General features: G+C 38.8%; 28 protein-coding genes. 4 read left to right on the plus strand and 24 right to left on the minus strand.

The annotated features are described in order from the left end of the window. Nucleotides 1–146: 146 nt before the first annotated feature. The 6 genes from IGI49_RS06910 to IGI49_RS06935 are packed head-to-tail and all read right to left on the minus strand — an operon-like array spanning nucleotide 147 to nucleotide 5,188. Nucleotides 147–818, minus strand: a complete 672-nt coding sequence (locus IGI49_RS06910) for a rhomboid family intramembrane serine protease (protein ID WP_429963919.1) — start codon at nucleotides 816–818, stop codon at nucleotides 147–149. Further along, nucleotides 815–1,366, minus strand: a complete 552-nt coding sequence (locus IGI49_RS06915; protein ID WP_429963920.1) for a 5-formyltetrahydrofolate cyclo-ligase — start codon at nucleotides 1,364–1,366, stop codon at nucleotides 815–817. Before IGI49_RS06915 ends, IGI49_RS06910 begins: the two co-directional genes overlap by 4 nt. A 55-nt stretch (nucleotides 1,367–1,421) precedes the next feature. Continuing rightward, nucleotides 1,422–2,420, minus strand: coding sequence for a GDSL-type esterase/lipase family protein (locus IGI49_RS06920; RefSeq protein ID WP_429963921.1), 999 nt, complete (start codon nucleotides 2,418–2,420; stop codon nucleotides 1,422–1,424). A gap of 11 nt (nucleotides 2,421–2,431) precedes the next feature. Beyond that, nucleotides 2,432–3,415, minus strand: a complete 984-nt coding sequence (locus IGI49_RS06925) for a FecCD family ABC transporter permease (protein ID WP_429963922.1) — start codon at nucleotides 3,413–3,415, stop codon at nucleotides 2,432–2,434. Continuing rightward, on the minus strand, nucleotides 3,412–4,395 hold the full coding sequence (locus tag IGI49_RS06930) for a FecCD family ABC transporter permease (protein ID WP_429963923.1): 984 nt from the start codon (nucleotides 4,393–4,395) through the stop codon (nucleotides 3,412–3,414). The genes IGI49_RS06925 and IGI49_RS06930 overlap by 4 nt, the downstream gene beginning before the upstream one ends. Continuing rightward, nucleotides 4,385–5,188 (minus strand): ABC transporter ATP-binding protein, encoded by an 804-nt coding sequence (locus IGI49_RS06935; protein WP_429963924.1) that lies wholly within the window; start codon nucleotides 5,186–5,188, stop codon nucleotides 4,385–4,387. The genes IGI49_RS06930 and IGI49_RS06935 overlap by 11 nt, the downstream gene beginning before the upstream one ends. A gap of 158 nt (nucleotides 5,189–5,346) precedes the next feature. On the opposite strand from IGI49_RS06935, the gene IGI49_RS06940 reads away from it, so the two are divergent. Beyond that, nucleotides 5,347–6,285 (plus strand): ABC transporter substrate-binding protein, encoded by a 939-nt coding sequence (locus IGI49_RS06940; RefSeq protein WP_429963925.1) that lies wholly within the window; start codon nucleotides 5,347–5,349, stop codon nucleotides 6,283–6,285. A 41-nt stretch (nucleotides 6,286–6,326) separates the two neighbouring features. On the opposite strand, the gene IGI49_RS06945 is transcribed toward IGI49_RS06940, so the two are convergent. Further along, entirely contained in the window at nucleotides 6,327–7,067 is a 741-nt protein-coding gene (locus IGI49_RS06945; protein ID WP_429963926.1) for a DUF6681 family protein, read from the minus strand. Further along, complete coding sequence (locus tag IGI49_RS06950) at nucleotides 7,064–7,483, minus strand: hypothetical protein (protein ID WP_429963927.1); 420 nt, start codon at nucleotides 7,481–7,483, stop codon at nucleotides 7,064–7,066. Before IGI49_RS06950 ends, IGI49_RS06945 begins: the two co-directional genes overlap by 4 nt. 453 nt (nucleotides 7,484–7,936) lie before the next feature. On the opposite strand from IGI49_RS06950, the gene IGI49_RS06955 reads away from it, so the two are divergent. Then, nucleotides 7,937–9,376 carry an APC family permease gene (locus IGI49_RS06955; RefSeq protein ID WP_429963928.1) on the plus strand — a complete coding sequence of 480 codons (1,440 nt, stop codon included), beginning with the start codon at nucleotides 7,937–7,939 and terminating at the stop codon, nucleotides 9,374–9,376. A gap of 90 nt (nucleotides 9,377–9,466) precedes the next feature. Here the strand turns inward: IGI49_RS06955 and rpmG are convergent, their stop codons facing one another. The 5 genes from rpmG to IGI49_RS06980 form a co-directional block, all read right to left on the minus strand. Beyond that, nucleotides 9,467–9,631: a 50S ribosomal protein L33 gene (rpmG, locus tag IGI49_RS06960; protein WP_278253095.1), complete on the minus strand. Its 165-nt coding sequence runs from the start codon at nucleotides 9,629–9,631 to the stop codon at nucleotides 9,467–9,469. Between the two features lie 105 nt (nucleotides 9,632–9,736). Then, the gene (locus IGI49_RS06965) at nucleotides 9,737–10,213 is read right to left on the minus strand and encodes a glutathione peroxidase (protein ID WP_429963929.1); all 477 of its coding nucleotides are present in this window, start codon (nucleotides 10,211–10,213) and stop codon (nucleotides 9,737–9,739) included. Between the two features lie 179 nt (nucleotides 10,214–10,392). Next, nucleotides 10,393–12,507: a penicillin-binding transpeptidase domain-containing protein gene (locus IGI49_RS06970; RefSeq protein ID WP_429963930.1), complete on the minus strand. Its 2,115-nt coding sequence runs from the start codon at nucleotides 12,505–12,507 to the stop codon at nucleotides 10,393–10,395. Between the two features lie 398 nt (nucleotides 12,508–12,905). Continuing rightward, nucleotides 12,906–14,846, minus strand: coding sequence for a threonine--tRNA ligase (gene thrS / locus IGI49_RS06975; RefSeq protein WP_429963931.1), 1,941 nt, complete (start codon nucleotides 14,844–14,846; stop codon nucleotides 12,906–12,908). Nucleotides 14,847–15,162: 316 nt separating this feature from the next. After that, nucleotides 15,163–15,339 carry a 2-hydroxymuconate tautomerase gene (locus IGI49_RS06980; protein WP_429963932.1) on the minus strand — a complete coding sequence of 59 codons (177 nt, stop codon included), beginning with the start codon at nucleotides 15,337–15,339 and terminating at the stop codon, nucleotides 15,163–15,165. 200 nt (nucleotides 15,340–15,539) lie between these two features. Here IGI49_RS06980 and helD point away from each other — a divergent pair, with 200 nt between their 5' ends. Together helD and IGI49_RS06990 are read left to right on the plus strand one after the other, a co-directional pair. After that, nucleotides 15,540–17,819 (plus strand): RNA polymerase recycling motor HelD, encoded by a 2,280-nt coding sequence (gene helD / locus IGI49_RS06985; RefSeq protein ID WP_429963933.1) that lies wholly within the window; start codon nucleotides 15,540–15,542, stop codon nucleotides 17,817–17,819. A 135-nt stretch (nucleotides 17,820–17,954) separates the two neighbouring features. Continuing rightward, complete coding sequence (locus IGI49_RS06990) at nucleotides 17,955–18,125, plus strand: hypothetical protein (protein ID WP_207702314.1); 171 nt, start codon at nucleotides 17,955–17,957, stop codon at nucleotides 18,123–18,125. Between the two features lie 49 nt (nucleotides 18,126–18,174). On the opposite strand, the gene IGI49_RS06995 is transcribed toward IGI49_RS06990, so the two are convergent. The 11 genes from IGI49_RS06995 to IGI49_RS07045 all read right to left on the minus strand — a co-directional run bounded on the left by IGI49_RS06995 (nucleotide 18,175) and on the right by IGI49_RS07045 (nucleotide 25,992). Beyond that, nucleotides 18,175–18,894 (minus strand): YebC/PmpR family DNA-binding transcriptional regulator, encoded by a 720-nt coding sequence (locus IGI49_RS06995; RefSeq protein WP_429963934.1) that lies wholly within the window; start codon nucleotides 18,892–18,894, stop codon nucleotides 18,175–18,177. A 72-nt stretch (nucleotides 18,895–18,966) separates the two neighbouring features. Next, nucleotides 18,967–20,103 (minus strand): nucleotidyltransferase, encoded by a 1,137-nt coding sequence (locus tag IGI49_RS07000; protein WP_429963935.1) that lies wholly within the window; start codon nucleotides 20,101–20,103, stop codon nucleotides 18,967–18,969. A 45-nt stretch (nucleotides 20,104–20,148) separates the two neighbouring features. Then, complete coding sequence (locus tag IGI49_RS07005; RefSeq protein ID WP_429964980.1) at nucleotides 20,149–20,874, minus strand: class I SAM-dependent DNA methyltransferase; 726 nt, start codon at nucleotides 20,872–20,874, stop codon at nucleotides 20,149–20,151. Then, nucleotides 20,874–21,212: a ribosome silencing factor gene (gene rsfS, locus IGI49_RS07010; protein WP_207702311.1), complete on the minus strand. Its 339-nt coding sequence runs from the start codon at nucleotides 21,210–21,212 to the stop codon at nucleotides 20,874–20,876. Before rsfS ends, IGI49_RS07005 begins: the two co-directional genes overlap by 1 nt. A 29-nt stretch (nucleotides 21,213–21,241) precedes the next feature. Further along, entirely contained in the window at nucleotides 21,242–21,838 is a 597-nt protein-coding gene (yqeK, locus tag IGI49_RS07015; RefSeq protein WP_429963936.1) for a bis(5'-nucleosyl)-tetraphosphatase (symmetrical) YqeK, read from the minus strand. After that, entirely contained in the window at nucleotides 21,828–22,424 is a 597-nt protein-coding gene (locus IGI49_RS07020; RefSeq protein ID WP_429964981.1) for a nicotinate-nucleotide adenylyltransferase, read from the minus strand. The genes yqeK and IGI49_RS07020 overlap by 11 nt, the downstream gene beginning before the upstream one ends. Nucleotides 22,425–22,481: 57 nt before the next feature. Further along, nucleotides 22,482–22,793 carry a ribosome assembly RNA-binding protein YhbY gene (yhbY, locus tag IGI49_RS07025; RefSeq protein WP_207702309.1) on the minus strand — a complete coding sequence of 104 codons (312 nt, stop codon included), beginning with the start codon at nucleotides 22,791–22,793 and terminating at the stop codon, nucleotides 22,482–22,484. A gap of 11 nt (nucleotides 22,794–22,804) precedes the next feature. Beyond that, nucleotides 22,805–23,914 carry a ribosome biogenesis GTPase YqeH gene (gene yqeH, locus IGI49_RS07030; RefSeq protein WP_429963937.1) on the minus strand — a complete coding sequence of 370 codons (1,110 nt, stop codon included), beginning with the start codon at nucleotides 23,912–23,914 and terminating at the stop codon, nucleotides 22,805–22,807. Next, nucleotides 23,914–24,438 (minus strand): YqeG family HAD IIIA-type phosphatase, encoded by a 525-nt coding sequence (locus IGI49_RS07035; protein ID WP_207702307.1) that lies wholly within the window; start codon nucleotides 24,436–24,438, stop codon nucleotides 23,914–23,916. Before IGI49_RS07035 ends, yqeH begins: the two co-directional genes overlap by 1 nt. A gap of 117 nt (nucleotides 24,439–24,555) precedes the next feature. Continuing rightward, on the minus strand, nucleotides 24,556–25,290 hold the full coding sequence (locus IGI49_RS07040; protein ID WP_278253094.1) for an amino acid ABC transporter ATP-binding protein: 735 nt from the start codon (nucleotides 25,288–25,290) through the stop codon (nucleotides 24,556–24,558). Between the two features lie 12 nt (nucleotides 25,291–25,302). After that, the gene (locus tag IGI49_RS07045) at nucleotides 25,303–25,992 is read right to left on the minus strand and encodes an ABC transporter permease subunit (protein ID WP_207702305.1); all 690 of its coding nucleotides are present in this window, start codon (nucleotides 25,990–25,992) and stop codon (nucleotides 25,303–25,305) included. Nucleotides 25,993–25,997: the final 5 nt, after the last annotated feature.

The raw sequence follows: 25,997 nt of genomic DNA on the forward strand, positions 1-25,997 counted from the left end.
TTATACAGGTAAATGCCCTTTTTTTACAGAGAAAATTGACACGTTCTCAAAGAAGCAGCAATTTTTATTCTGTTTCAACCGGCAAAGCTTCTATGTATATTTTTTCTTGAATAGCCGACAAAAAATCGGGAAACAATTTCCCGATTTTAAATAATAGGCAGTCCAATCTTGCGATATGCTAACAACACTGCTATAACAACAAAAAAGATGAAAAACAATCCCCCGGTAATACGTCCGCGGACTGAAAACCGATCTTCTCCGTGAGGAACCCCTAACATCAAGCCAGATAATGCTCCACCCAACAATCCGCCTAAATGCCCCCATAAATCGATGGAGGAATCAAATAGACCAAAAACTAAATTCAGCAAAATGAATAGTCCAAACTGCCGGGTCAATCCCTGAACTGCCGGATTGTCCTGGTAATGATACCCTACGACTAAGAAAGCTCCGAATAACCCAAAGATCGCTGTACTGGCACCACCAGACAAGACGCCCAATCCATTAAAGGCAAAGCTGCCCATATTCCCCATCAAACCACTCACCAGATACACTAGTCCAAAACGCCAGTGACCAAAAATCGCTTCACATTGCTGTCCCATGTAGTACAAGACAACTGAGTTTAGAACGAAATGCATCAAGCCAAAGTGAATGACCATCGGCGTTAAAAACCGCCAATATTCATGACCTAAGATAACTGAGGGAATAAACATTCCCAAGCGTTCATTGATTCGTAAAGAAGGAATTAAGTATTCCAGTAAAAAAAACACTGTATTGATCCCTAAAAAAGTATACGTTACATAAGGTTGATTTTTTCTCATTGTTCCTCCGTTTCTCCAATGAATAATTGTTGAACTGGCAGATCGAAAAGTGCTTCCTCCCAGTTTTCCATTAGTTGTTCGATAAAGACAAAGCTGGCTGTTTTTCCAGAATAATCCCCCAAAAAGCGATCATAAAAACCGCCGCCAAAACCAATACGATAGCCATTCTCTTTAAAGATTAGTCCTGGAACAATGACTAAATCCAATTCCTCAGGTTGAGCTTTATCCTGACTGACTGGTTCCTCTACCCCAAACTTAGAGAGTTTATAGGTGGTTGATTCATTGATCCAATAAAATACTAGCTGACGTTTTGGCAATGATTTAGGGACAGCAACTTTTTTTCCTTCAAACAAAGCTTGCTGGATCAAAGGTGCCGTAGGAAATTCAAAATCGGTGGCGATAGTTACGGCAATACTGGTTGCTGAAAGCCAAAGATCACTTTGAAAAAATCGGCGATAAATTGATTCTATCTGCTCCTGACGACTCTCATCAACAGCTAATTTGTTCAACTTTTCGATCATCAATTGACGCATCTTGTTTTTTTCCATAGATCCATCTCCTATCCAACGATACTACCAAAAAAAAGCATAAATAAAAAGGGGGTTAGTTCCCCTTTAACAATTCTAAATCAATACCTCTAGCAATAGCAAGTCCACCGGCAGCATTAAAATGTAAATGATCCCCGCTGTCAAAAGTCGAAAGCAGCTGTTCGCCGTCCCCAACCATCGGTGAAAAATCCCAAAAATTTGCCTGAAATCGTTGCCGAAGCCAACGATTCAATTCCCTGCGCAATGCTAAATTTGCTTGTGTAGCTTTTTCATTTCCTGAAAAAGGCGTGATTCCACAAACGAAAAGTCGAACTTGCTGTTGCTCACATAAAGCAGCTACTTGCTCCATTCGTTGCTGCATTTCTTCCAAAGTAACTATTTCACTCAACAAATCATTGATTCCCAATGAAAAAATCACCGTACTGATTCCTTGATGACTTGCAAAGCAATGCTGAAGTCGAGTCAGCCCATCAAATCCATAAAAGAATTCTCGCTGATCTTGGGTTCTGCGGTCACTACTATCCTGTAATAGCTGACTGCCATTAATTCCCTGATTCACCAGAAAAATACCTTCAGCTCTCAATTTATGCTGCAGCGGTGCTAACCAAGTAGCTCCTTCAGTTAAAGAATCACCTAAAGCAATCACGCATTGACTATCCTTAAGCTCAGCCTCAACTGCCAGCAAGCCCGGACAAAAATTCATCGTACTTAATTTTTCTGGTCGTCCAATAAGATCACTATCCACAAAGCCGAAGCCGCTAACAACCTGCTCTGCCGAGAAAGCAAGTTCCCAATTAGGGAGTTTTTCATCTAATAATATGCTGCCCGTCCGATAAAGCTTTCCGGGTAGAACGTTGAACACTGATGCTACTAGCTCATTTTGACAGGTTAATTCGCGAATTATTAGCGGCTCAGTTCCGTATTCATTAGAAAATACTAACCGAATCCTTTTTAATAGAGGGAAACGTCGGAAACGCAGACGAACTTCTCCCTTGGGTGTTCCAAAAGATGCAAATCCGCGCTGCGCATGACTCCACACGGTTGTCCAAGCCATAATAATTCCTCCTAATGTTTGTTTTTAAGCAGTTGATAGACAAAATAAGGAGCTCCAATTACTGATACAATGATTCCAGCTGCTATTTCGCCGCTGTCTAAAATCAGTCGCCCAACAATGTCACTATAAAGCAACAGCAAACTGCCAATAATCCCTGTCATCACTAAACTGACATTATTCTTTTTCCCTACAAGATTATTCGCAATATGCGGAGCAATCAATCCAATAAAGCTGATGCTGCCGGCTACTGAAACACTAACTGCAGCTAAGCAAAGAGCACACAATAGGAAAAACAATTGAGAAACCTTCAAACGAACACCTAATCCGATCGCAGTTTCATCCCCTAAACTCATCACGCGCAAGGTTCTTCCCCGCATTAAGAGAAAAGGAAAAAGGATTATTAACCAGGGCAATAATAGAAAAAAATGCTGCCAAGTGGTTCCCCAAATCGTACCTGCTAACCAGCTGGTAACAAATGTATAGCTGTCCTCCGACGCTCGGATGGTGCCAATTAAGGTCAACGCCGAAATCCCAGCATTCACCGCTACACCTGATAAAAGCAAACGGTTAGGAACAATTTTTTCAGCCTGTCTCCCGCAATAATAGACAAGGAATGCAGCACTAATACTTCCCAAACAAGCAATTAAAGGCAGCATCCAGCTCGCCTGATTATTTGCAAAAAATCCTAAGTAAACCAGTACTGTAAATCCAGCTCCAGCGTTAATTCCTAAAATCCCTGGATCAGCTAAATCATTATGGGTGATTGTTTGAAAAAGATAACCAGATAACGCCAGTCCCATACCGGCCAAAATAGAAATCAGCAACCGCGGTAAACGAAAATCAACAACAATTAATTTTTGTGCAGCAGTCCCCTGACCAGCTATAACATGGAATAAATCCTCCAAACTTAAAGGCAGGGTTCCTAGTGTCAGACTCAATAAACAACCGATGATCAGCAGCCCTGCTAAAACCGGCCAGCTAATTCGCTTCCTCATGTCACACTCCCCCTTCTGATCTGCAGGAGCAGTAAGGGTACACCAATAATGGTAACCAGCACGCCAACTGGAGTTTCCAGAGGAGGTGCAATCAAGCGCGAAGCAATATCAGCAACTATAAAGAACAATGAACCGGTTAACGCCGACGCCGGCAAAACCATTCGATAATCCTGTCCAACAAAATAACGAACCACATGAGGAACGATTAAACCAACAAAACTAACTGCTCCAACTAAGGAAACGGAGGTGCCAGCTAATAACAAGACAAGAACCATGCTCCATTTTCTTATTGTTGCAGGCTTTTTGCCGAGAGTAATTGCTGTTTCATCTCCCATACTTAATAACGTTACTTGCGGCGCCAAAAAGATGGTTCCTAATAAACCAAAAAGTACTAGCGGAAAAGCCCAACGCAGCTGCTGCCACGAAATATTAGCCGTTCCTCCAACATACCAGAAGGTTAAATCCTGATTCAATTGAAAAACTAAACTAATGCTTTGGCTGATTGCCGAAAAGAAAGCACTTAAAGCCGCACCTAATAAGACAATCCGAATCGGATTAAAACCTATCGAAAGTTTTGAGGAAGCGACATAGATAATTATTAACGCCACAAATGCGCCAAAAAAAGAAGCGATAATCGCCATTAAAGGAGCAGGACTTGCTGTGACTGCAAATACCAGCGCCAATCCCAAACCCGCGCCAGCGTTAATTCCAAGTAAGCCAGAGTCAGCAATCGGATTGTTAGTAATCCCTTGCATTAAAGCACCCGCAGTCGCAAAACCAGCACCTACTAGTACTGATCCCAGCATACGCGGCAATCGTAAGGTGCGGACCAGTTGCTGTCCCTGTTCAGATACATCAAATGAAGTAAAGGAATTTCCAATTTCCTGCCAGGTAATCGAGACTGCTCCATATTTCAAGGAAGCCACCATGGCTACCAGCAAAAGCAGGCTTGTCACAATAAAAAAAACTCTACGTTTCATCTGTCTTCCCCCGCTTTAATAACTCATAAGACAAAATCATCGGCTTCTGCTGACTAACAGAGGAATAGAAGATCGCTTCAATCTCAAATAATTCTGCCATATTTTCAGTGGTAAAGACTTGATAAGGCGTGCCTTGAAAAATTAATTTCCCGGCCTTCATTCCTAGAATATGATCAGAAAATCGTGAAGCATGGTTCAAATCATGGATCGTCATCAAAATGGTTTTTCCCTTTTGATTAATCTCCTGCAGCAGCTCCAAAATTTCTAATTGATGAGCCGGATCTAAAAAAGTAATCGGCTCATCTAAAATTAAGATATCAGTATTTTGTGCCAAAGCCATAGCAATCCAAACTCGTTGCTGCTGTCCGCCAGAGAGTGTATTTAATGGTCGAGTTTTAAGATTAATCAAATCTGTCACCTCTAAAGCCCACTCGATCCACTGGTGATCGCTCTTTTTCAAGCCAGAAAAACCGCTTTGATATGGAAACCTTCCATACGCTACCAGCTCCTCCACACTCAAACCACTTATTTGATCACTAGTTTGGGACAACGAAGCAATTTTTTGTGCGACGGTTTTGGTATCCATCTGATGGATATCTTTCCCATCTATCAGTACCTCACCCTTTTTGGGCAGCAAAATACGAGACATCGCCTTCAGCAATGTCGATTTGCCGCTTCCGTTCGGCCCGATTAAGCTAGTAATTTTACCATCCGGGATTTCAATGGTTACATCATTCAAAATTATTTTTTTATCATAACCAACAGAAAGCTCTGTTGTTGTTAATCTGGTCATATGTATTCTCCATTCCTTTGATAACCATTCTCAATTATCCCTTTAATCTTTCTGTACGTCAACCATTCTTAAGATAAATTCGTTGTTGACACTACTGAGACTTTCAGTAATAATGGCTATTGAGAAGGATTCTCAATTAAAGCATAAAGGAGTTCATTATGATTAAAAATAGAAAAATTGTTTTAGCGGCAGCAGCACTGTTTGCTTTGGTAGGATTGGCCGCCTGCGGTCAATCAGGTACAACTGAATCTAGCTCCAACGATACATCAACGCGTCAGCTTACTGATGCACAAGATCATAAAGTTGAGATACCAGAAAAGCCGAAACGAGTAATTGCTTCGTATCTAGAAGATTATTTAGTAGCACTGGATGAAAAGCCAGTCGCTCAATGGACTGTCGGCAAAGGCAGCATCCAAGGTTATCTGCAGGATGAGTTAGAAGATATACCTACTATTAACTACGATTTGCCATACGAAGAAGTATTGAAATATGAACCAGATCTTTTATTAATCGGTTCCAATGCGACTGTTGAAGGCGGAAAGTACAAAGAATACGCTAAAATCGCACCTACCTATGTAGTAAAAAATGGGGATGGTGTTACCTGGGAAGAGCAACTAAACGAGATTGGGAAAGTCTTTAATAAAGAAAACCAAGCTAAACAAGTAGAGGAAGACTATCAAACTTTAATCACACAAACTAAAAAAGAGTTAAGTGATAAAATTGATGGAAAATCAGCTGCTGTTCTTTGGGTAACTAATAATTCAGCCTTTATGGTAGCTGAAAATCGTTCTAGCGGCCGACTGCTTTACGACGACCTTGGCTTTGAAGTTCCAACCTTGACCAAAGAAGTTAGCGAAAAAGCCACCTCCGATTGGTCAGCTGTATCTTTAGAAAGTTTATCTCAATTAGATACTGACTATTTGTTTTTAGTTAACAGTGATCAAGGGGCAGCTATGTTTGAAGATCCATTATGGCAAAATATTCCAGCTGTAAAAAATAATCAGCTGCATGAGTTTGGTCCCGAAACAAGCTGGTTGTACAATGGACCGATTGCTTATACCAAAATGGTAGAGAGCATCAAAGAAGTCTTGAAATAATCAAAACAGCTCCTCGCAAAAATAATTGCGAGGAGCTGTTGCTATTTTTTATGTCTGCGGCTTCTAGCCCCATCATTCTTGGGAGCTTCTGGTCGAGCTAACAGCTTCAGCCGATAAGGTTCATGATAACGGGTGCCATTCTTGATGAAATCTCCACCTACAATAAACAAACCTAGTGGATGCAATTCCGTTGTTTGATGAATTTCCCCTACTTTTTCTAAGTCGTGATAACTAGTTCCAATTTGCAAGGAGTAAGTTGTTGCATTTTCCTGTTTCAAATAATAGTAAGGATACAAGGTATTTTCACTAATCAAAAATCCCTCTTCCTTTTCAATATCTCTTACTGCCAATTCCTTGGCATCAATTAAAGCTTGAATATTTCCTGCCAACTTCAATTGATAGTCTTCTACAAAATCAACTTGAATTTCTTTGGCATCCTCAGTTGGCATTGATTTGGTCTTTTTTCCCTCGACTTGAATGTTAAAAGCATCATCAGGCAGGTACTTAACAAATAGCTGGGTAACATCCAGTTTACTATTCTTATCTAAAAAGTAATAGAAGACATTCAAAATCAAAAAGTACACGAGTACGATAAAAACAATACTATATAAGAAAAACTGAAGGTAATTTTGGTTTAACCATAGTCCATACACAATCCGCAAAATATACACGGTTGGAAAAATACTCAGAACCGTATATCCGCGATTTAAATACTTCGGACTAATGTCCAGATACCCCAAAAATTTATTCAACCCATTAATAATATCTAGTAAAAAGGTCATTGTGCGTCCCTCGTTTCAGGTGAACTTGCCGGTTGATTCTGCTGTTGTGCCGGAACATTGTCTTGTTCTTGCGAAGGCACAGTTTCTTCGGTTTGGCCAGAAGACGGAACTGTCTGGCTTTCATTTGAAGAATCTGCTGCTGAGCTTTCAGGGATATTTCGCTGATTTCCCTGAGAAGAACTGGGTGTGCTAGGCTGAATATTTTCATTGACAGAATTAGATTCTGGCGTCATTTGATTCTCAGTTGAAGTTGTAGAAGATGTCGGTCCTTCACTAGTACTGGGCTCTGTTGTACTCGAACTTCCGGTACTTGGTTGACGATAACTTGCGCCATTTGCTACACCAGTAGCCGTAGCCACTAAAATCGAGATTGTCAAAAGAGCAATTGGTTTTAAAATCGGTGGTACTTTCCGCAAATAAATCACTCCTCTTTTTTGGAAAAAAATTGCTGCTTGCTGGATTGATTCTTGTAGAAGTAGTCAATAAAAATCGTTCTACAAAAACAGACAAAATACGTTATCTTCTGTTTTAACACTTGAAGTTTAGGTTTTCCTTATGAAACTATGAATATTTTTCAACTTTTCCTTTCATTTGTAAAGAGCAAAGCTAGGAATACGGTTACATTAAATCAGCTATTCCTCAAGATTAGTTTACCGTGAGAGACATTAGAAAAAAATTATTTTTTGATGCTGTAAAACCGCTGTTTTATCGTGAAATTTAAAATAGATTTTCTGGATAAATGAAATTTTTTTTACCTTTTCATTTAAGAGATAGAAAACGTTTTATACTTATTGTGAAGGAGTGATCTTGTCAGTTAATAAGAAAATTGGTTAGTTGGGCTCTCTCAAAAAAAAGATTGGAGAAAAATGATGGACGAGAAGAAGATTCGTTGGTTTACGGTGTCGATGATAGCCTTTAGTATGGTATGGGGGTTTGGTAACGTTGTTAACAACTATGCACAACAAGGTATTTCGGTAGTCACCTCCTGGATTTTAATTATGGCTCTTTATTTTATTCCCTATGCATTGATTGTTGGGCAGCTTGGTTCAACCTTTAAAAGTAATGCAGGGGGTGTCAGCTCTTGGATTAAGGAGACGACAAATAGTCACCGCTTGGCTTACTACGCGGCTTGGACTTATTGGGTGGTTCACATCACTTATTTGGCGCAAAAACCCCAATCCGTTTTAATAGCACTTGGGTGGGTATTTAAACGAAACGGTGATGTAGCGACCAGTATGAGTGTTCAAACAGTTGCCATTGTTTCTTTGCTTATTTTTTTATTCTTCCTTTTCTTATCAACAAAGGGCTTAACGACCTTGAAAGTAATCGGAAGTGTTGCCGGATCAGCGATGCTGATTATGTCAATTCTATTTATTATTCTGGCGGTAGCGATTCCTTTTATGGATTCTTCCTTTACAGCAGCTACGCCACAAATGAATCAACTTAGCACTTATATTCCCGATTTTAATTTAAGTTATTTTGCCACCATATCCATGCTGGTGTTTGCTGTCAGGGGCGCAGAAAAAATATCTCCTTATGTAAACTCTATTGATCGTCCGACAAAGAACTTCCCTAAAGCAATGATCTTTATGGCTGTAATGATTGGTTTGAGTGCGGTTTTAGGATCAGTTGCTATGGGTCTATTGTTTAACAGTCATCGTATCCCAGAAGATTTGATGGCCAATGGTGCCTACAGTGCTTTTCAAATTTTGGGTAATCACTTTGGCGTGGGCGACTTTTTCATGATTGTTTACGGGTTTGCTCAAACCGCTGTTCAAGCATCTGCCTTGGCCTTCTCAATTGATGCTCCGTTGAAAATTTTATTATCTGAGGCTGACCCTGAGTTTGTTCCTAGCTGGTTGCGTAAACGTAATAACAAAGGAACTTTGATTAATGGTTATCTGTTAACAGGTGTGCTGGTTAGTATCATCATTATTTTGCCAATCTTTGGTATCAAAAACATGAGTGAATTAGTTAAATGGCTAACCAATCTGAATTCGGTGGTAATGCCGATGCGTTATATTTGGGTATTCTTTGCCTATATGATGTTGAATCGACAAATCAAGAAGTTCCAATCGGAATACAAATTTATTAAAAATCCGAAATTAGGATTTATTGTCGGCCTATGGTGTTTTGTCTTTACTGCCTTTGCCTGTATCCTGGGAATGATTCCTAAAGCAGATTATGCAGCCGATCCTTCTTCTTGGATTTTCCAACTAATTTCAAATATTTTGACACCTTTTGTGTTGATATTGTTAGGCATGATCTTACCAATGTGGGCCAGAAGAGAACGGAAAAAAATCAGCTAACTCTTTACCGGAATCCTTTGAGATTCCGGTTTTTATTTTATCAAAAAAAGGCCGAAATCTTCACAAAGAAAGATTTCGGCCTTACTACTATTATTTTACTTCACGGTGCAAAGTAACTTTGCGTTCGCGTGGGCAGTATTTTTTCTTTTCCAAACGATCAGGATTGTTACGTTTGTTTTTATTCGTTAGATAATTACGTTCTTTACAAGAAGTACATTCTAAAGTAATGTTTACGCGCATGTCTTTCCCTCCCATACATAGCAATCTTTCCAAGATAACTCTCAGACTTGAACATCATACCATGTTTTAAAAGGTTTGACTAGTATTTTCGTCAATTTCGTTAAGTAATTCTACTTGACGTCAATTGAGCAGCGCTTCGATGTCTTCAGCTATTTCTTCTGGCTTGGTCTGTGGTGCATAGCGTTTTATTACTTTACCCTGACGATCTACTAAAAATTTGGTGAAATTCCATTTGATGTCTTTGTTAAGTAAACCACCTTGCGCAGCTTTTAAGTAAGTATAGAGTGGAGACTCATTTTCTCCGTTAACATTTACTTTGCCAAAGGTTTGAAAAGTTGTTTGATAATTTATCTGACAAAAAGTTGCTACCTCTTCATTATTTCCAGGTGCTTGGTTTCCAAACTGATTACATGGAAAGTCCAATACCTCAAATCCTTTTGCTTGATAATCTTCATACAGCTTTTGCAGCCCTTCATATTGCGGGGTGAACCCACATCCAGTAGCGGTATTTACAATAAGCAAAACTTTGTCCTGATAGCCAGTCATTTTCTTACTTGATCCATCAGTTTGTTCAATCGTAAAATCGTAAATTGACATAAATAATTCCTCCCAGCTTTTTGTATCTTACAAAAGTATACTCGCAGTGCTAGCGATTCACCTATCATTCTGTCTTGGGTTATGCCAGTCTTATTCAACTTTTTAATAATTTATGACGGAAATTTTTTTAAGACTAAGCTTTGCTTAAAAAAAAGAGAAAAGATCGATTGATCTTTTCTCTAATTTCCACCGTACATTTCTGCGTAGGCATTGATAATATCTTTAGCAATTGCTTTATTTGTATCATCATGATCCACAGAAAGGTTAGGCAGCATAACGCTAATTGCAATTTTTGGTGCATCTGAAGGTGCATAGGCCACCAAATTGCTATTAATTGTTTGGACGACCTGTCCATTCACAGTTACAGAAGTTTCTGCAGTACCTGTTTTAGCTGAGGTATCTAGAGCTGCAGTTTGCAAATCTTTAGCAGTAGTATATCCATCGCTACCATGAACAGCCTGATAAAAACCTTGTTTTATAATTCCCATCTGTTCTGGCGTTATATTTACCTTGCCTAATTCTTGACCAGTAATTTCTTTTTGCATACCGCCTAAACCACCACTATCATTATTAGCATAGATTCCCTTAACAACATGAGGAGCAATTCTTGTGCCACCATTAGCTACAGTAGCTGCATACTGAGCAAGTTGCATTGCTGTATAGGTATCGTATTGACCAAAAGACAGATCCAGCAAATTCCCACCACCAGGTCCATCCGGTTGCCCAAATTTAGTATTTACTAAACCTGAGGATTCGCCAGGTAAATCGATGCCGGTTTTAACCCCCATACCGTATTCAGCCATAGCATTTCGCAACTTATCATACATTTCTTTCGAGCTGGCACTTTCTGGTAGGCTCATGTTATAGCTGTAATTTACTCCCAACATTCTTAGAACAATCTGCATCATATAAGCATTGGAAGAAATTTCTAATGCTTTTACAGTATCTAATGGCATTCTATTCCCCAACGATTTATTGTAAATCGAACCCTTTAAAGCCGTTCCAGCCAATTTAATTGGTTCATCAATTAGAACATCGTTTCCGGTAATAGCTCCAGTTTCATAGCCAGCTGTCACTGTTCCAGCCTTCACAACGGAACCAGGTTCAAAGTTATTTAGAATAGTTCCTAAAGTAAATTCCTCTACCTGTTTACTTCCTGGAGTATGAGAAAAACCGGTCATAGCCATTACTTGTCCATTATTTGGATCTAGAGCAACCGCATAAACACCTGGTGAATATTGCGCTTGACCATTGTCAACTAATGTCTGGTAGTGACTTTTCACAATATCCTCCACTTTCTTTTGGAAATTGGTATCAATTGTTAACATCAAGTTAGAGCCTTTTTCACCCTCACTAATTTCTTTTTGACCAGTAACATTTCCTTCCTGATTAAGAGAAACTTCGTATTCGCTCTTTTTACCTTGCAGTTCATCCTCATACTGTCTCTCAAGATAACTTGTTCCTACACGGTCATTTCGAGCATAGCCTTTTTTCAGGTATTCCTTTAAATCTTCCGCTGGTACAGAGGAAACTGTTCCTAAAATGCTGCGCAAGGAATCATCTAGCTCATCGTTATACTTGCGTTGCCAGTCAATCCCCGTAGAGACTCCTGGCAATTCTGCTGTTCGTTCTGCTACTATGGCTAATTCTTGGTCAGTAACATCTTCGTTCTTGATAAAAACTGTACTTAAAGCCGAAGCACCACTCATTCGCTTAAAAATAGTTGCCGCCTTCAGCTGATTTTCATCAAATTGAATCTCATTGTCTTCTACCTTATCGACCAGTTTTTGGTATTCATTAGAAGAATCCAAATTCTTTTCTTTAAAGGACAAACGATCCTCAGTCGCTTTTAAGTTCTCCGGATCGCCTAACCAATAATCCTTCTTGTCCCGTTCAGTTAGATTTTCATCTACAGGAACATCAATCAAAGCATTCAATTTATTAGCTATTTCGTAAATATCTTTACCTTCCATAGTGTTCCCTCGGGTAAAGGTAATGGCTTTATTAGATTGATTGTCTACTAACGCAACACCATTTGCATCATAAATTGAACCACGGGGAGTACTTCCAGTAACTTTAATGGTTGTAGAGGCTTTTAACTGCTCCTTCATCTCATCACCATTAACAATTTGTAAATAGCCCAATCGCCCGACTAGTAAAACAAATAGAGTAAAAATAACAAAAAACAAGAAATTTAGTCGAAACGGTACATGGCTTTTATTGTGTTTACGTCCTGCTTCATCAGCAGCTTTTAGTTTGTCGAACCATCTATTAAATGGGTTGGTTTGTTTCATAAGAAATTCCTTTCGTTTTGTCTACCTTTACTATTGTATCCGATAATATTTTTTTTAAAAAGAAGATTTGATTAAATTATTCCTTAGTTTAAACTTTTTTTACTAGTTGACTGTTCTGTTTCACAGGGAGATTTTCTTTAGTTTGATATAAAGAGAAAAACCTTTAAAATAAGCAAAATTATTCATCTTCCCCCCAAAGGTGCGTGAAACATTTTCCTTCATTAAAAAATGTGGAAAACTTCAATTGAATCAATTCGTCCAAATCGGGGTAGCTTCAAGGTCTAAATAAAAATGTTATCCACAATCAATTCAATTTTCTGACTTTTCGGACAAAAAAATTCTCTTAAGCAGAACCTTATCTGTCCTACTTAAGAGAATTATTCCTGTCTATATTGTAATTAACGATTACGGCTAAAGTTTTGGATTTCATCTTTGATCGCTTCAACAAAGATGTTTAACTCTTGCACTTCCTGCTCTTCACTGCCATAACGACGAACGTTTACGCAGGAGCTGTCAACTTCTTTATCCCCTACAACTAAAATGTATGGAATTTTTTGAGTTTGAGCCTGACGAATCTTGTAACCCATTTTTTCGTTGCGTTCGTCGACTTCCACTCGAACACCTTCTACTTTTAGACGGTTCTTCACTTCATAAGCATAATCACCATGATGTTCAACTGAAACAGGTATGACCACAACTTGCTCCGGTGCCAACCAGGTAGGAAAGGCGCCTTTATATTGTTCAATCAGATAAGCAGTGAAACGTTCCATTGTTGAAACAACACTACGGTGAACAACGACTGGGCGATGTTCCTTACCATCTTCACCAATATAAGTTAAGTCGAAGCGTTCAGGCAGTAAGAAGTCAAATTGAATAGTGGACAATGTTTCTTCTGTTCCTAAAGCTGTTTGTACTTGAACATCTAATTTTGGACCATAAAAGGCTGCCTCACCATCTGCTTCAAAGTACTCAAAACCAGATTCATCCATTACTTCTTTCAGCAAACTTTGAGAAGTTTCCCACATTTCATCATCGTCAAAGTACTTCTCAGTATTATTGGGATCACGGTAGCTTAAACGGAAACGGTAGTCTTCAAACCCGAAGTCTTTGTACACTTCCAAAATTAGATCTAGAGTACGACGGAACTCTTCTTTGATTTGGTCAGGACGAACAAAAATATGTGCATCATTCATAGTCATTTCACGAACGCGCTGCAACCCGGATAATGCACCAGATTTTTCGTAGCGATGATCCATGCCTAGTTCAGCTAGTCGAATTGGTAATTCTCGGTAAGAGTGAATCCGATCTTTATAAACCATCATGTGATGTGGGCAATTCATTGGACGCAAGACTAAATCATCCCCGTCCCCCATATCCATAATTGGGAACATGTCTTCTTGATAATGATCCCAGTGACCGGAAGTTTTATATAAACTAGTGTTAGCCAAAACAGGAGTATACACATGTTCATAACCCATAGATAATTCTTTATCAACAATGTAACGTTCGATCTCGCGTCGAATGGTTGCACCTTTTGGCAACCAGAATGGTAGGCCAGAACCGACTTCTGGTGAAATCATAAATAAGTCCAATTCACGACCTAATTTACGATGGTCTCGTTCTTTTGCTTCCTCACGCAAACGCAAAAACTCATCTAAATCAGTTTGGTTAAAGAAGGCAGTTCCATAAACCCGTTGCATCATTTTATTATCTGAATTACCACGCCAGTAAGCTCCCGCAACTGACAATAATTTGAAAATTTTAATTTTTCCTGTTGAAGGAACATGTGGTCCACGACACAAATCAGTAAATTCGCCTTGTGTATAAGCAGTGATCACTTCGTCTTCTGGTAAATCTTGAATTAATTCTACTTTATATGGATCGTAACTGAAGAAATCTAAAGCCTCTTCTCGACTCATTACTTTGCGCTCAATTGGCAGATTTTCCTTCACAATTTTTTTCATTTCTTTTTCAATTGCTGGAAAATCTTCTTCAGAAACTTGGCCATCCTCGTTATCAGTATCATAGTAAAAACCTGAGTCAATCGCTGGTCCTACTCCAAAATGAATATTTGGGAACAAACGACGCATTGCTTGTGCCATTAGATGTGCTGTTGAGTGACGCATCAAAAACAACGCCTCTTCATCTTTATCGGTAATAATTTTTAACTCGGCATCTTGATCAATAGGACGAGTCAAATCTTCTAGTTCACCATTTACAACTACAGCCATCGCTTTTTTGGCCAATGATTTTGAAATACTTTCTGCAATTTCTCGTCCAGTTACACCTTCGTGAAATTCCTTGACCGAACCATCTGGAAATGAAATATTTACTGCCATAGATAAATTCCTCCTTCATTTGATTGAAAATAAAAAAAGTCCTAGTACCAAATACGGTACTAGGACGAATCAACGTGGTTCCACCTAATCTTTGAGCAAAGTTGCTCCTCAATGCGATAACGGCGCTCCTACCGCCCCTGCATTTTACAGAGGTCTGTGAAAGTGGTCATCACTTGTGCGATGTTTAGAAAAGTTTCAGCCAAGCTTTTCCTCTCTGTTAAACAGCTATCAAGTTCAGGTGTCTTTCATCAACAATCAATTTATATTCACATTAAAACACTTAGATTCTAAAAAAGCAACCCATAAACAAAATTATTTATTTCCACTTGCCATTTACTGCGTAAGTACCTTTTTTTAACTCGTTTAAAATAACGTGGATATTTTCTTTAGGAGCTCCTGTATTTCTGGATATAACTTCAGTTACTTCCTCCATCATTCTAGTTAATTGCTCCTGACTTCTTCCTTCAACTAATTCAATATGAACAAATGGCATCCCTTATTCCTCCTCTTAAATGATTACTACCATTTTATTATACTACTGTTCCAAGTTACCGCAATGCTTTTAATGGCAGCCATCATCTAAAGTAAATATAGAGTCATTTCATCGCTTAAAAATAGACTGTCCAGTAAAGATTACTTTTACTACTTTTTGTGCTATACTAATATGCTGTTATCAGCGAGGAGGAACCATTCATGAATGCTAGACAGGAAGAGCAGCAACATCTGCAACAAACTATTACGTTAATAGAACTAGAACAACAATTACTAGATAAACAACAAAATAAAAATAAAACGCAATTCCAAAAAAATATGCAAGAAAATGCTGGACAAAGAATTCAATCCGGTTCGTTTGAGGCGTTAGCTGAAACAATGGCGGACACTCGCCAACATGAACAAGAACTATTCGTTCGCTATCAAACGCTGGCTTCTCAAGAAAAAAGACAGAAAGTTCTGCGTTTGATGAGAGGAAATCCTTATTTTGCCCGAATAGATTTTAAGGAAGATGCGGAAGCTGAAACCTTGTACTTAGGGATTGCTTCTTTGCGGGATTCTACTGAAGAAACAGTGATTATTGACTGGCGTGCCCCAATTGCCAACCTTTATTATGAAGGTGAACTTGGAGCAACTAATTATGAAACCTATGATATCACTGTAGATGTAGAATTGTTGGTCAAACGCCAATTTAAAATTCGTGATGGTCAAATTCTTTCGATGGTAGATACATCTGAAGCAATAAACGACGATTTTTTGTTAGAAATTTTAGACGAAGCTTCATCTAATCATATGAAAAATATTGTATCCACTATTCAAAAAGCTCAAAATCAGATTATTCGTGATACTCATAGCAAACTATTGGTAGTAGAAGGAATCGCAGGCAGTGGGAAAACTTCAGCTCTTTTGCAACGAGTTGCGTACCTTTTATACCACAACCGGAAATGGTTGGATAATGAACACGTCCTATTATTTTCACCTAACCATATTTTCTCTGACTATATCTCAACAGTTTTACCTTCATTAGGAGAAAGTGGAATTCCTACTGAAACCTTCAAAAGCTTTTTAGGGAAACTGTTGCCGCTTTATCAAATTCATACAGAAGAAAGTCATGAGGAAGTTTTCTTATCTGGACAAGATGACCGCGTACTGCGAGCAAAAAGCAGTTGGATGATTGTCAAAGCATTGGCTTATTATTGCAAAAAAATAACACCGCTTGGTCCATTGTTTAAAGATTTAACTTTAGACGGATCGCCTCTTATCAAAAAAGAACAGATTAGAAATTGGTACCAAGAGGCTAACCCTGGTTTACCAATGTATCAGCGGATGCAGTTGCTGCAAACTAAACTATTGAAAAAACTCGGTGGCTTAGAAAAAGATGAAATGAAAAAGGATTGGGTCAAGCAAGCAGCAGATGAATTACTGCAGCAGGCTTATATCGACAACCCTAACTTAGAAGATTCTGAAAAAGCTGAACGACGTATGCAACGACAATTCCAACAAAAGGTTATCCGCAAAAAAATGCGCCCAATCAAACGAAAAATCATGCGTTTTACCTTTATTAACTACGGCAAGCAGTATTTGCATTTTCTGCAAACTATTCCTGATGATCTGCTCAATCGTTATCAGCTAACAAAAAACGATTGGCAAGATATGTTACTAACCTTACGTAAAGACTTTCAACGTCGTGATCTTAGTCTTGAAGATGGCACTTTAATGTTTGTATTGATGAAATCTATGTATCCATTACATGTTAAGCAAAAAGCACGATTCATTTTTATTGATGAGATGCAAGATTTTTCACCTGCTCAAGTTGCCTTATTAAAACAGCTTTATCCTAAAGCTACTTATACTTTTTCCGGAGATTTGAACCAGAAAGTGTTTGGTAATGAAAGCATGGTTGAAGCGCTGGAAGCGATCTTTCCTGAGCAATCCATAACACATCACCAATTAACAACTAGCTATCGTTCAACTGAAGAAATTACCCATTTTGCCAATCAGTTCCTAACACAGGAAAACCGTGTGCAGTTGACCGCTCGCAAAGGAGATCGACCGTCCATCTATTACTCAATGGATCAATCCGCCATGCTCAGTCATTTAATAAATGAGCTTAATCAAACAGCTGAAAAAGCGAAATATTGGCGAACAGCAATCATTGGCAAAACCGTAGAGGATTGCAAAGAACTATACAATCAGTTGTCTACTGATCAGCAAGAAGAAATACAGCTTTTAATTAATGAAGAAGATTTTATGCGAAAGTCATTGATTATCATTCCGACTTACTTAGCTAAAGGGTTAGAGTTTGACCGTGTTTACGGCTGGAATATCTCTCCGGAAAACTATAATACAGAACAAGACAAATTAATCTTGTATACTTTATGTACTCGTGCGATGCATGAATTGAAACTGTTGACAATTGAACAAAAAAGTCCATTGCTGGAACATATGCCAGAAGAGCTTTATCAAATAGAACATGTTTAACACAGTCCCTCTTGGCTGTGTTTTTCTATTCTCTGCTTGAGACCTCGTCTTTACTTGGTTAATATAAAATAAGACTTTGGTCTGAAGGTTTTTACCGATATAATGGAGTATAATAGTAACAAGGAGGCGTTTTGTATGAATGGTTGGATGATTGCGGGAATAGTACTGCTTGGTATTATCGGAAGTTTATACATTTGCGGAACCTCTGCTATTCATTACCGTGAACTTGAGATCAGCAATCGGTTCTGGCGGGCCTTAGTTTCAGGAGCCCTAGTACTAATGGAAATCTTTCTTAGCTTAATGTAACGCAATTAAATACAAAAAAACGCGCTGTGCAAAAACACAGCGCGCTTTTCTAAACCTCGAATTCTACATTATGAAAAACTTGCTGAACATCTTCTAATTCTTCCAGCACATCGATCATTTTTTCGAATTTTTCTAAATCATCCCCGCTCAGGGTTACTTCATTTTGAGCAATCATTTGCATCTCTGCCACAGAAAATTCTGTAATTCCTTTAGCTCTTAATGCCTCTTGAATGCTGTTAAAGTCTTCAGGCTCGCCATACACGATCACTTGTCCTTCTTCATCAACGACATCTCTTACATCAATATCCTGCTCCATTAAATATTCAAGAATTTCATCAGCGTCTTCACCGGAAAAACCAAATAAAGCAGTATTGTCAAACATGTAAGAAACCGCTCCAGAAACACCCATGTTCCCGCCATTTTTGCCGAAAGCAGCCCGCACATCAGCGGCTGTACGGTTCACATTATTAGTTAACGCGTCAACGATTACCATTGAGCCATTTGGTCCAAAGCCTTCATAACGAAGCTCTTGATAATTCTCATCACCGGAGCCTTTTGCCTTTTCAATCGCTCGATCAATAATATGCTTTGGTACATTGTAAGTTTTTGCCCGTTCAATAACAAAACGTAGCTTTTGGTTCGCGTGTGGATCTGGATCACCTGATTTAGCTGCAGCATAAATTTCAATACCAAATTTTGCATAAACTCGACTGTTGTTTGCATCTTTTGCTGTTTTTTTCGCAACGATGTTTGCCCATTTACGACCCATAATTTCACTTCACTTTCGTTAATTTCATACTTTCCCATTATACCCATAACTACTAAGTTTTAAAAGATTTTTTTACAATCGAATCGGCGTACGACCTAAATTTTGTTCTACCGGATGAATAAGCTGGTAGAGCTGATCAGCACGATAAGTTAGAAAATGGCTTTCTTTTTCTTCCAGACCAATTTTAGCAGCCACTGGTAAACTAAAACTTTTTTTATGCTGACTCAAATATTCTTGACCACGTTTAGTAAACCCCAATATATGCAGCCTACTTTGCTCTTGTTCTCTTCTGATCTCCTCTGGGCTAACCTGCAACAAGAAATATGTAAATAAACGCTGTAAACGGGTTGCTGTATAGCGTTTTGTTTTAACTTGCTGCAAAAAAGCAGTAAAGTTATCCGCCTGAATGGTTTTCAAACGATTCTCAATACCTTCATTCATTTGGTAAATGTCTATCATCTGATCAGCAGTGTTGACTGTCAATTGATACGCGAGAAACGGCCAGAAATTGTCCCAAGAGATCGACTGTTCTAATTGTTCACTAGTTTCTTTGGGAACAAAGGATGTAATATCTTCCCCCCTATTAAACGCTTTGCGAATTCCAGTAGCACTAGCAAAATGTTCACTCACTATCTCAACATCATGATATCCCTGGTCTTTACGAATTAAGGGATAGATAGCCATCGGATTAGGATATTTAGCGTTTTCCTTAGCATAACTTAAGCCTAAAATATGATTAGGCGGAAACTCTTGAATCGTAGGAAATAACTGTCGAACCACCTCAGCCATTTTCTCCGGGTAACTCATCCCAACAGGTAATTGTTGAAATAGACAATCAACAGCTGTTTGATTGTCAGCAAATAGTTGCCCATAGTGCATATAATCGATCGTTTCCTGGCTATCTGTTCCAAAACAAAGAGCATCGCACTTTAATGCTTGGAGCAGTTTAATACCACCCTTAGCAAAATAGTCCGCTGATTGAACCGCCCAAGAAAAAGGTAATTCCACAATTAAGTCAACACCATTATTTAAAGCAGCTTCTGCTCGCATCCATTTATCCATAAATGCAGGCTCACCCCGTTGCAGAAAGTTTCCACTCATTACTGCAATTACAACGTCAGCTCCGCTTAGTTTTTTAGCCATTTCAGCATGGTAACGATGCCCATTATGAAATGGATTGTACTCTACGATAATCCCGCAGCTACGCATAAACTGTCTCCTTTCGAAAAAAGATGAGACAATGACTGTCTCATCTTACTTATGACAAACGAAAAACCAGCGTTTGCTCAATTCATTAGGCACTTCGTCTTCAAAATCAGCATAAACATCACTTTGAAACCCAGCAGTTTTCAGCATTTCCTGATAAGTTTCCAGCGGATAAGTTCGCTCTTGATGTAGTTCATCAATTCGTTCGAACCGATCGCCTTCTTTGACAAAGAAAGTCAGGAAATGTTCAATGCTGTGAGAAACTTCCCCAGCGTAACTATCCCAGAGGAAAGCAAACTCCTCCGTTTGATCATGAAAACTATACCCTGGAAAAACAGAATCCATTTGATAAAGTGAATGGACATCGAAAATGAAGACCCCATTATCTTCCAATAAATCATAAGCTCCCTGAAAAACCTTCGATACTTGTTCTTGACTGTCCATGTAACAAAGTGAATCAGAAAAGCAAGTAACTGCCTGATAAGTGCCAATGTCGGTTAAATCCAGCATATCACCCACAATCAATTGGAGTTCTGTACCTTCCGATAGCGCTCGATCTTGAGCCAACATCAGCATCTCTTCAGACAGATCTAAACCAGTTACCATGAAACCTGCTTTAGCAAAAGCAACCGCTAAGGCACCTGTTCCACAAGCTAACTCTAATAGTTTACGATTATCCGATGGTAAATGACGCAGTGAAAAGTCTAACCACTTTTGATATAGACTGTCATCCATTACTTCATCATAAACCAATGCAAAAGTTTCATAAGCCATTAATCTAACCAAGCGTCAATGTTCACCATGGGCGCATCAGACCAAAGCTTTTCTAAATTATAAAATTCACGTTCAGAGTTGCTGAAAACATGGACAATCAAATCACCCAAATCAATCAGTACCCATTTTCCGCCGTCTTTTCCTTCAACACGTTTTACTTTTACCTGATTTTCTTCTTCTTTTTCCACAATTGCTTCAACAACCGCATTAATTTGTCGATCAGAATTGGCTGAACAGATCAGAAAATAATCGGCTAACAACGATACCTCAGAAACATCTAGAGCAACGATATCTACTGCTCGTTTTGAATCAGCAGCTTTTACAGCAATTTCCAATATTTGTTTACTATCTATGGTAATTCTCCTCCTTAACGTATCCCAGCTACCCAACGATTATATGTTTCGATCGTCTTCGGGTAAACCAATCGTTCTTCTTCTATTAAATATCTTAATGTATGTGTTGTTTCAAAGGCAACAGCTTCATCTAAATCACGTAGAGCGATCGTTCGCGCATCATTTACACCAGGAAAGTTGCGTCCCGGTTCAATATAGTCTGCTACGTAAATAATTTTATCCAACATAGTCATATCGGCAGCACCAGTCGTGTGTAACCGGATAGCTTGCAAAATTTCTTCATCGTCAATATTAAGCTCACGCTTTACAAAGTCCGCGCCTACCAAACCATGCCAAATGGCGTTGCCGAACTTCAATAATTCCTTTTTATTCTCATAATCCCCTTGCTCAATAGCAAGTTGAAATTCTTCGTCAGGTCTTTCCTTAGCATAATCATGTGTCAAAGCAGCAATGCTGGCCTTTTCAGTTGATGCGCCATATCGATCTGCTAAAACAATCGCCGTTTCTTCTACACCTAATACATGTTGGAAGCGTCTTTCGCTCATGCGCATTTGGACAGCTTGTATTAAAGTTTCCCGATCCAATTGTGAATAATGCTTGCTATAATTCATTTAGATACAGCCCCTCTTCTTCGATATACTCACGAACCTTCTCTGGTACCAAGTAGCGAATCGAACAACCTTGTCTAACTTGCTGACGAATATAGCTGGAAGATAATTGAATTTGTGGCACATCCACCCAGATAATAGGATATGAGCTTTCTACCTCATAACCTGGCCGTTTCACACCAACAAATTGAACCAAGTGCGCCAATTCATCAATCTTATGCCAAGTTGATAAATAGTCTACCTGATCTCCCCCAATAATGAAATAGTAATCGGTGTCAGGATGTTCTGCTGTTAATTGTTTGATTGTATCATAAGTATAACTTTTCCCTTTACGCATCAATTCGACTGTATTAACGATCAAATGAGGATTATCTTCAACGGCTAATTCTACCATGTTCAAGCGGTGTTGACTATCAATCGTCTTCTTTTCATCAATATGAGGAGGCAAATACGATGGCAAAAGCTCTACACGATCAAAACCTAACTTTTGACCGACCTGTTCTCCTATCATCAAATGTGCAAGATGAATGGGATTAAAATTCCCGCCTAAAAGTCCAACCTGTTTTTTAGCTTCATGTGTATCCACCATTGTTTCTACTTTGGGAATCGTTACTACACTTTGCTGATACAACGTCTACTCCTCCAATCAGATTGTTGTTACTTCACGCGAAATCTTTTGAAATTTTTCTTTAGTTGATGGTTTGTATAAGACTAATACACGACCAATAATCTGAACAATCTCACAGTGCACTTCTTGTTCAAGTGTATGTGCTACTTCTTCGGCTACTTCGTCCGTATTTTGCAGTAAGTTTACTTTTATTAATTCACGCTTTTCCAACGCTTCATTGATTTGAGTCAACATAGCTGGGTTAACACCATTTTTTCCAATTTGAAATATCGGTTGAAGATGATGTGCTTCACTACGTAAATAGCGTTTTTGTTTTCCTCGTAATGTCATATTTTTCTCCTTTAAATTAGCGCTTTTCGTGTTAATACATCCACGCCTTTTGGTGCCCAACCGGCAATTATAGCTGGTTTAGAAATCGTTACCCAGCCTAATCCAGCAAAGACAATATCAGTTTTTTCTTTGATTGAAAATTCAAAGCGAACCAGCTCCGGGAATTCTTCAACTTCACCAGGACGCGGCGGCTGCAATAGGCCGCCCACATGTTTTTGATAAAATTCGTCAGCTGTCTCAAGCTTGGTGCGGTGGATCGTCAAATCATTGGCTACATAAGTAATAAAAGAACCTCGGTCCCCCTGAATAAAATCAAAACGAGCTAAACCACCCAGGAACAAAGTCTGTCCTGCATTTAATTGATAGACTTTCGGCTTAATTTCTTTATGAGGTGCAATAATTTTCAAATCTTTTGTTCCAAGATAATGAGCCATTTGGTGACGATGGATAATCCCAGGCGTGTCAATCAAATACTGACCATCATCTAAAGGAATCTCAATTTTATCTAAAGTTGTTCCTGGAAACTGTGAAGTCGTGATTAAGTCTTGCACACCAGCAGTTTGCTTAATAATTTGATTGATTAAAGTTGATTTTCCAACATTTGTTACACCCACGACGTATACATCGCGGCCTTCACGATATTCTTCAATTTTCGCTAATAGTTCTTGCATCTGATTTGATTTGCGGGCACTGGTTAGCAGCACATCAATCGGCCGTAATCCTTCTTCATAGGCGCGTTCTCTCATCCATTGAGTTAAGCGCCCCTTTTTCAAGGACTTTGGTAAAAGGTCAACTTTGTTTCCCACCATCAATACCGGATTGTTCCCAATGAATCGATGCAATCCAGGAATAATTGACCCATTAAAATCAAAAATATCTACTACGTTAACAATCAAGGCATCTGTTTTACCTAGTTCATTTAGCAATCTTAAAAAGTCATCATCAGTTAAGGCAACATCTTGAATTTCGTTGTAGTGGCGCAAACGGAAACAACGTTGACAATAGACTTCTCCATTTTTCAGACCTTTTTCTAAAGCTGATTGAGGTGTATACCCTAATTCTTTGGGATTATCCGTTTGGATTTTGGTACCACAACCGATACAATATATTTCTTCTTCCATTATAATCCACTCTTCCATTTCATTTCAGGGTACTTGTTCAACAAATAGCGCATAATTTTCCGTTCAAAAAAACGATTGATTTGAGTATTCCAATTATCAGTATCAACAATTGGGCGTACTAAAACACTTCTTATTCCAGCAGCATTTGCACCTCGCACATCCGTCATAATCTGATCACCGATCATAATAATCTCATTACTGGACAAACCTAATTTACTCTGTGCACTCTTAATTCCAGCAGAAAAGGGCTTCATTGCTCGCGAAACAAAATCCAAACGAAATTGCTGCACTGCTCGAGCTACTCTGCTCGCCTTATTATTTGAAACCACAACGACCGGAATTCCAGCTTCATCCATAACTTTTAGCCAATCTAACAATTCTTTGGTACCGTCTGGATTATCCCAAGCTATCAAAGTATTATCCAAATCGGTTAGCACCGCTTTGATTCCTTGTTTCTTCAACTGTTCAGGGGTAATTTGATAGATGGCATCCACCATCCAGGTCGGTTTGTATTTATCTAACATGGCCACTCCTATGTTTTCTTAAAATATACTTCTACAAAACTACATTATAACGCAAAACCCTTGAAAACTCCACTTTTGTCACCAAAAGAAAACGACTGGGTGAAATCACCCAATCGTTTATAATACTTTTGATAAAAAATCGATGGTTCGTGTATTTTTTGTTTCCTCAAAAACCTCAATTGGGGTTCCTTCTTCAACAATTACGCCGCCATCCATAAATAGAATCCGATCACCAACTTCTTTGGCGAAGCCCATTTCATGGGTAACGATGACCATTGTCATACCTTCTTTAGCCAACTGCTGCATGACTGCCAGTACGTCTCCGACCATTTCTGGATCAAGAGCTGAAGTCGGCTCATCAAACAACATTACATCTGGTTGCATTGCTAAAGCTCGAGCAATGGCAATCCGCTGCTGTTGTCCGCCGGATAATGATTGTGGATAAGCATCTGCTTTATCAGAAAGTCCAACCTTTATTAACAATTCATGAGCAACGGCTTCTGCTGCTTCCTTGGTCATCTTTTTTACTTTGATTGGCGAAAGGGTAATATTTTCAACAACAGTCATATTAGGAAACAAATTAAATTGTTGAAACACCATTCCCATTTTTTCTCTTGTTTTAAAGATATCTGTTTTCTTGTCTGTAATATCTGTACCTTCAAACTTAATCATACCTGAAGTAGGCACTTCCAGTAAATTAATACAACGTAAAAGAGTACTTTTACCTGAACCTGATGGGCCAATGATAACCACAACTTCTCCCGGTTGAATCTTAGCAGAAATATCTCTCAATACTTCATTCTCACCAAATTTTTTACTTAAATGTTCGATTTGAATTAAAGCTTCCGTCATTGCCATCTCCTCCTATCGTTGATAACCTTTACCAAGTTTTTTCTCCCACAAGTTTAACAAACGGGAAGTGGCAAACGTCATCACAAAGTAAAGAGCTGCGGCAATAAAGTACGGTTCCAATGGAATATACGAGCTTGAAATAACAATTTGCGCCGAGCCCATTAATTCATTGATTCCAATTGCTGTTAGTAAAGACGAATCCTTAATCAAAGTGATAAATTCGTTACCTAAAGGAGGCAATATATTTCGCAATGCTTGTGGTAAAACAACATAACGCATCGTTTGAGACGGACGAAGCCCCAAAGAAAATGCTGCTTCACTTTGACCATAGTTGATTGCAGTAATTCCTCCACGAATAATCTCGGCGACATAGGCTCCTGAATTCAGCGACAAAACTACCATCCCAGGAAAAAGACGACCCAGATCAACAGTGAGAACGCCTACTTCCAAATCTCTTGAGGGAAACAAACCTTGTAACACGAGAAAACCAATCATAATTTGAAGCAGCATAGGAGTTCCACGCAAAACTTCAATATAAATATTAGCTAACCAATTCAATGGTTTGTTCTTAGATAATTTCATTAAAGCCATTACTAGACCGATTAAGGTACCTAATAAGACGGTGACTAATGAAATGATTATTGTTACACCAGTTCCCGAAATAAAATAAGGAAAATACTTATCTAAAAACGAAAAATCCACGTCAA

This window comes from Enterococcus sp. AZ071 (assembly GCF_050499065.1).
GTDB classification, from domain to species: domain Bacteria; phylum Bacillota; class Bacilli; order Lactobacillales; family Enterococcaceae; genus Enterococcus_A; species Enterococcus_A ferrettii.

Coding starts and splice junctions, on each gene's coding strand:
- IGI49_RS06915 (WP_429963920.1), bottom strand. CDS start 1,366: ATGGAAAAAAACAAGATGCGTCAATTGATGATCGAAAAGTTGAACAAA.
- IGI49_RS06995 (WP_429963934.1), bottom strand. CDS start 18,894: ATGGGTCGTAAATGGGCAAACATCGTTGCGAAAAAAACAGCAAAAGAT.
- thrS (WP_429963931.1), bottom strand. CDS start 14,846: ATGGCAGTAAATATTTCATTTCCAGATGGTTCGGTCAAGGAATTTCAC.
- IGI49_RS06910 (WP_429963919.1), bottom strand. CDS start 818: ATGAGAAAAAATCAACCTTATGTAACGTATACTTTTTTAGGGATCAAT.
- IGI49_RS06945 (WP_429963926.1), bottom strand. CDS start 7,067: ATGACCTTTTTACTAGATATTATTAATGGGTTGAATAAATTTTTGGGG.
- IGI49_RS07020 (WP_429964981.1), bottom strand. CDS start 22,424: ATGGTGGATACACATGAAGCTAAAAAACAGGTTGGACTTTTAGGCGGG.
- IGI49_RS07005 (WP_429964980.1), bottom strand. CDS start 20,874: ATGGCTTATGAAACTTTTGCATTGGTTTATGATGAAGTAATGGATGAC.
- IGI49_RS06920 (WP_429963921.1), bottom strand. CDS start 2,420: ATGGCTTGGACAACCGTGTGGAGTCATGCGCAGCGCGGATTTGCATCT.
- IGI49_RS07035 (WP_207702307.1), bottom strand. CDS start 24,438: ATGTTAGATAAATACAAACCGACCTGGATGGTGGATGCCATCTATCAA.
- IGI49_RS06990 (WP_207702314.1), top strand. CDS start 17,955: ATGAATGGTTGGATGATTGCGGGAATAGTACTGCTTGGTATTATCGGA.
- yhbY (WP_207702309.1), bottom strand. CDS start 22,793: ATGACATTACGAGGAAAACAAAAACGCTATTTACGTAGTGAAGCACAT.
- helD (WP_429963933.1), top strand. CDS start 15,540: ATGAATGCTAGACAGGAAGAGCAGCAACATCTGCAACAAACTATTACG.
- IGI49_RS06980 (WP_429963932.1), bottom strand. CDS start 15,339: ATGCCATTTGTTCATATTGAATTAGTTGAAGGAAGAAGTCAGGAGCAA.
- IGI49_RS06965 (WP_429963929.1), bottom strand. CDS start 10,213: ATGTCAATTTACGATTTTACGATTGAACAAACTGATGGATCAAGTAAG.
- IGI49_RS07040 (WP_278253094.1), bottom strand. CDS start 25,290: ATGACGGAAGCTTTAATTCAAATCGAACATTTAAGTAAAAAATTTGGT.
- IGI49_RS07000 (WP_429963935.1), bottom strand. CDS start 20,103: ATGCGTAGCTGCGGGATTATCGTAGAGTACAATCCATTTCATAATGGG.
- yqeK (WP_429963936.1), bottom strand. CDS start 21,838: ATGAATTATAGCAAGCATTATTCACAATTGGATCGGGAAACTTTAATA.
- IGI49_RS06955 (WP_429963928.1), top strand. CDS start 7,937: ATGGACGAGAAGAAGATTCGTTGGTTTACGGTGTCGATGATAGCCTTT.
- IGI49_RS06940 (WP_429963925.1), top strand. CDS start 5,347: ATGATTAAAAATAGAAAAATTGTTTTAGCGGCAGCAGCACTGTTTGCT.
- IGI49_RS06930 (WP_429963923.1), bottom strand. CDS start 4,395: ATGAAACGTAGAGTTTTTTTTATTGTGACAAGCCTGCTTTTGCTGGTA.
- IGI49_RS06970 (WP_429963930.1), bottom strand. CDS start 12,507: ATGAAACAAACCAACCCATTTAATAGATGGTTCGACAAACTAAAAGCT.
- IGI49_RS06935 (WP_429963924.1), bottom strand. CDS start 5,188: ATGACCAGATTAACAACAACAGAGCTTTCTGTTGGTTATGATAAAAAA.
- IGI49_RS06925 (WP_429963922.1), bottom strand. CDS start 3,415: ATGAGGAAGCGAATTAGCTGGCCGGTTTTAGCAGGGCTGCTGATCATC.
- rpmG (WP_278253095.1), bottom strand. CDS start 9,631: ATGGGAGGGAAAGACATGCGCGTAAACATTACTTTAGAATGTACTTCT.
- yqeH (WP_429963937.1), bottom strand. CDS start 23,914: ATGGAAGAAGAAATATATTGTATCGGTTGTGGTACCAAAATCCAAACG.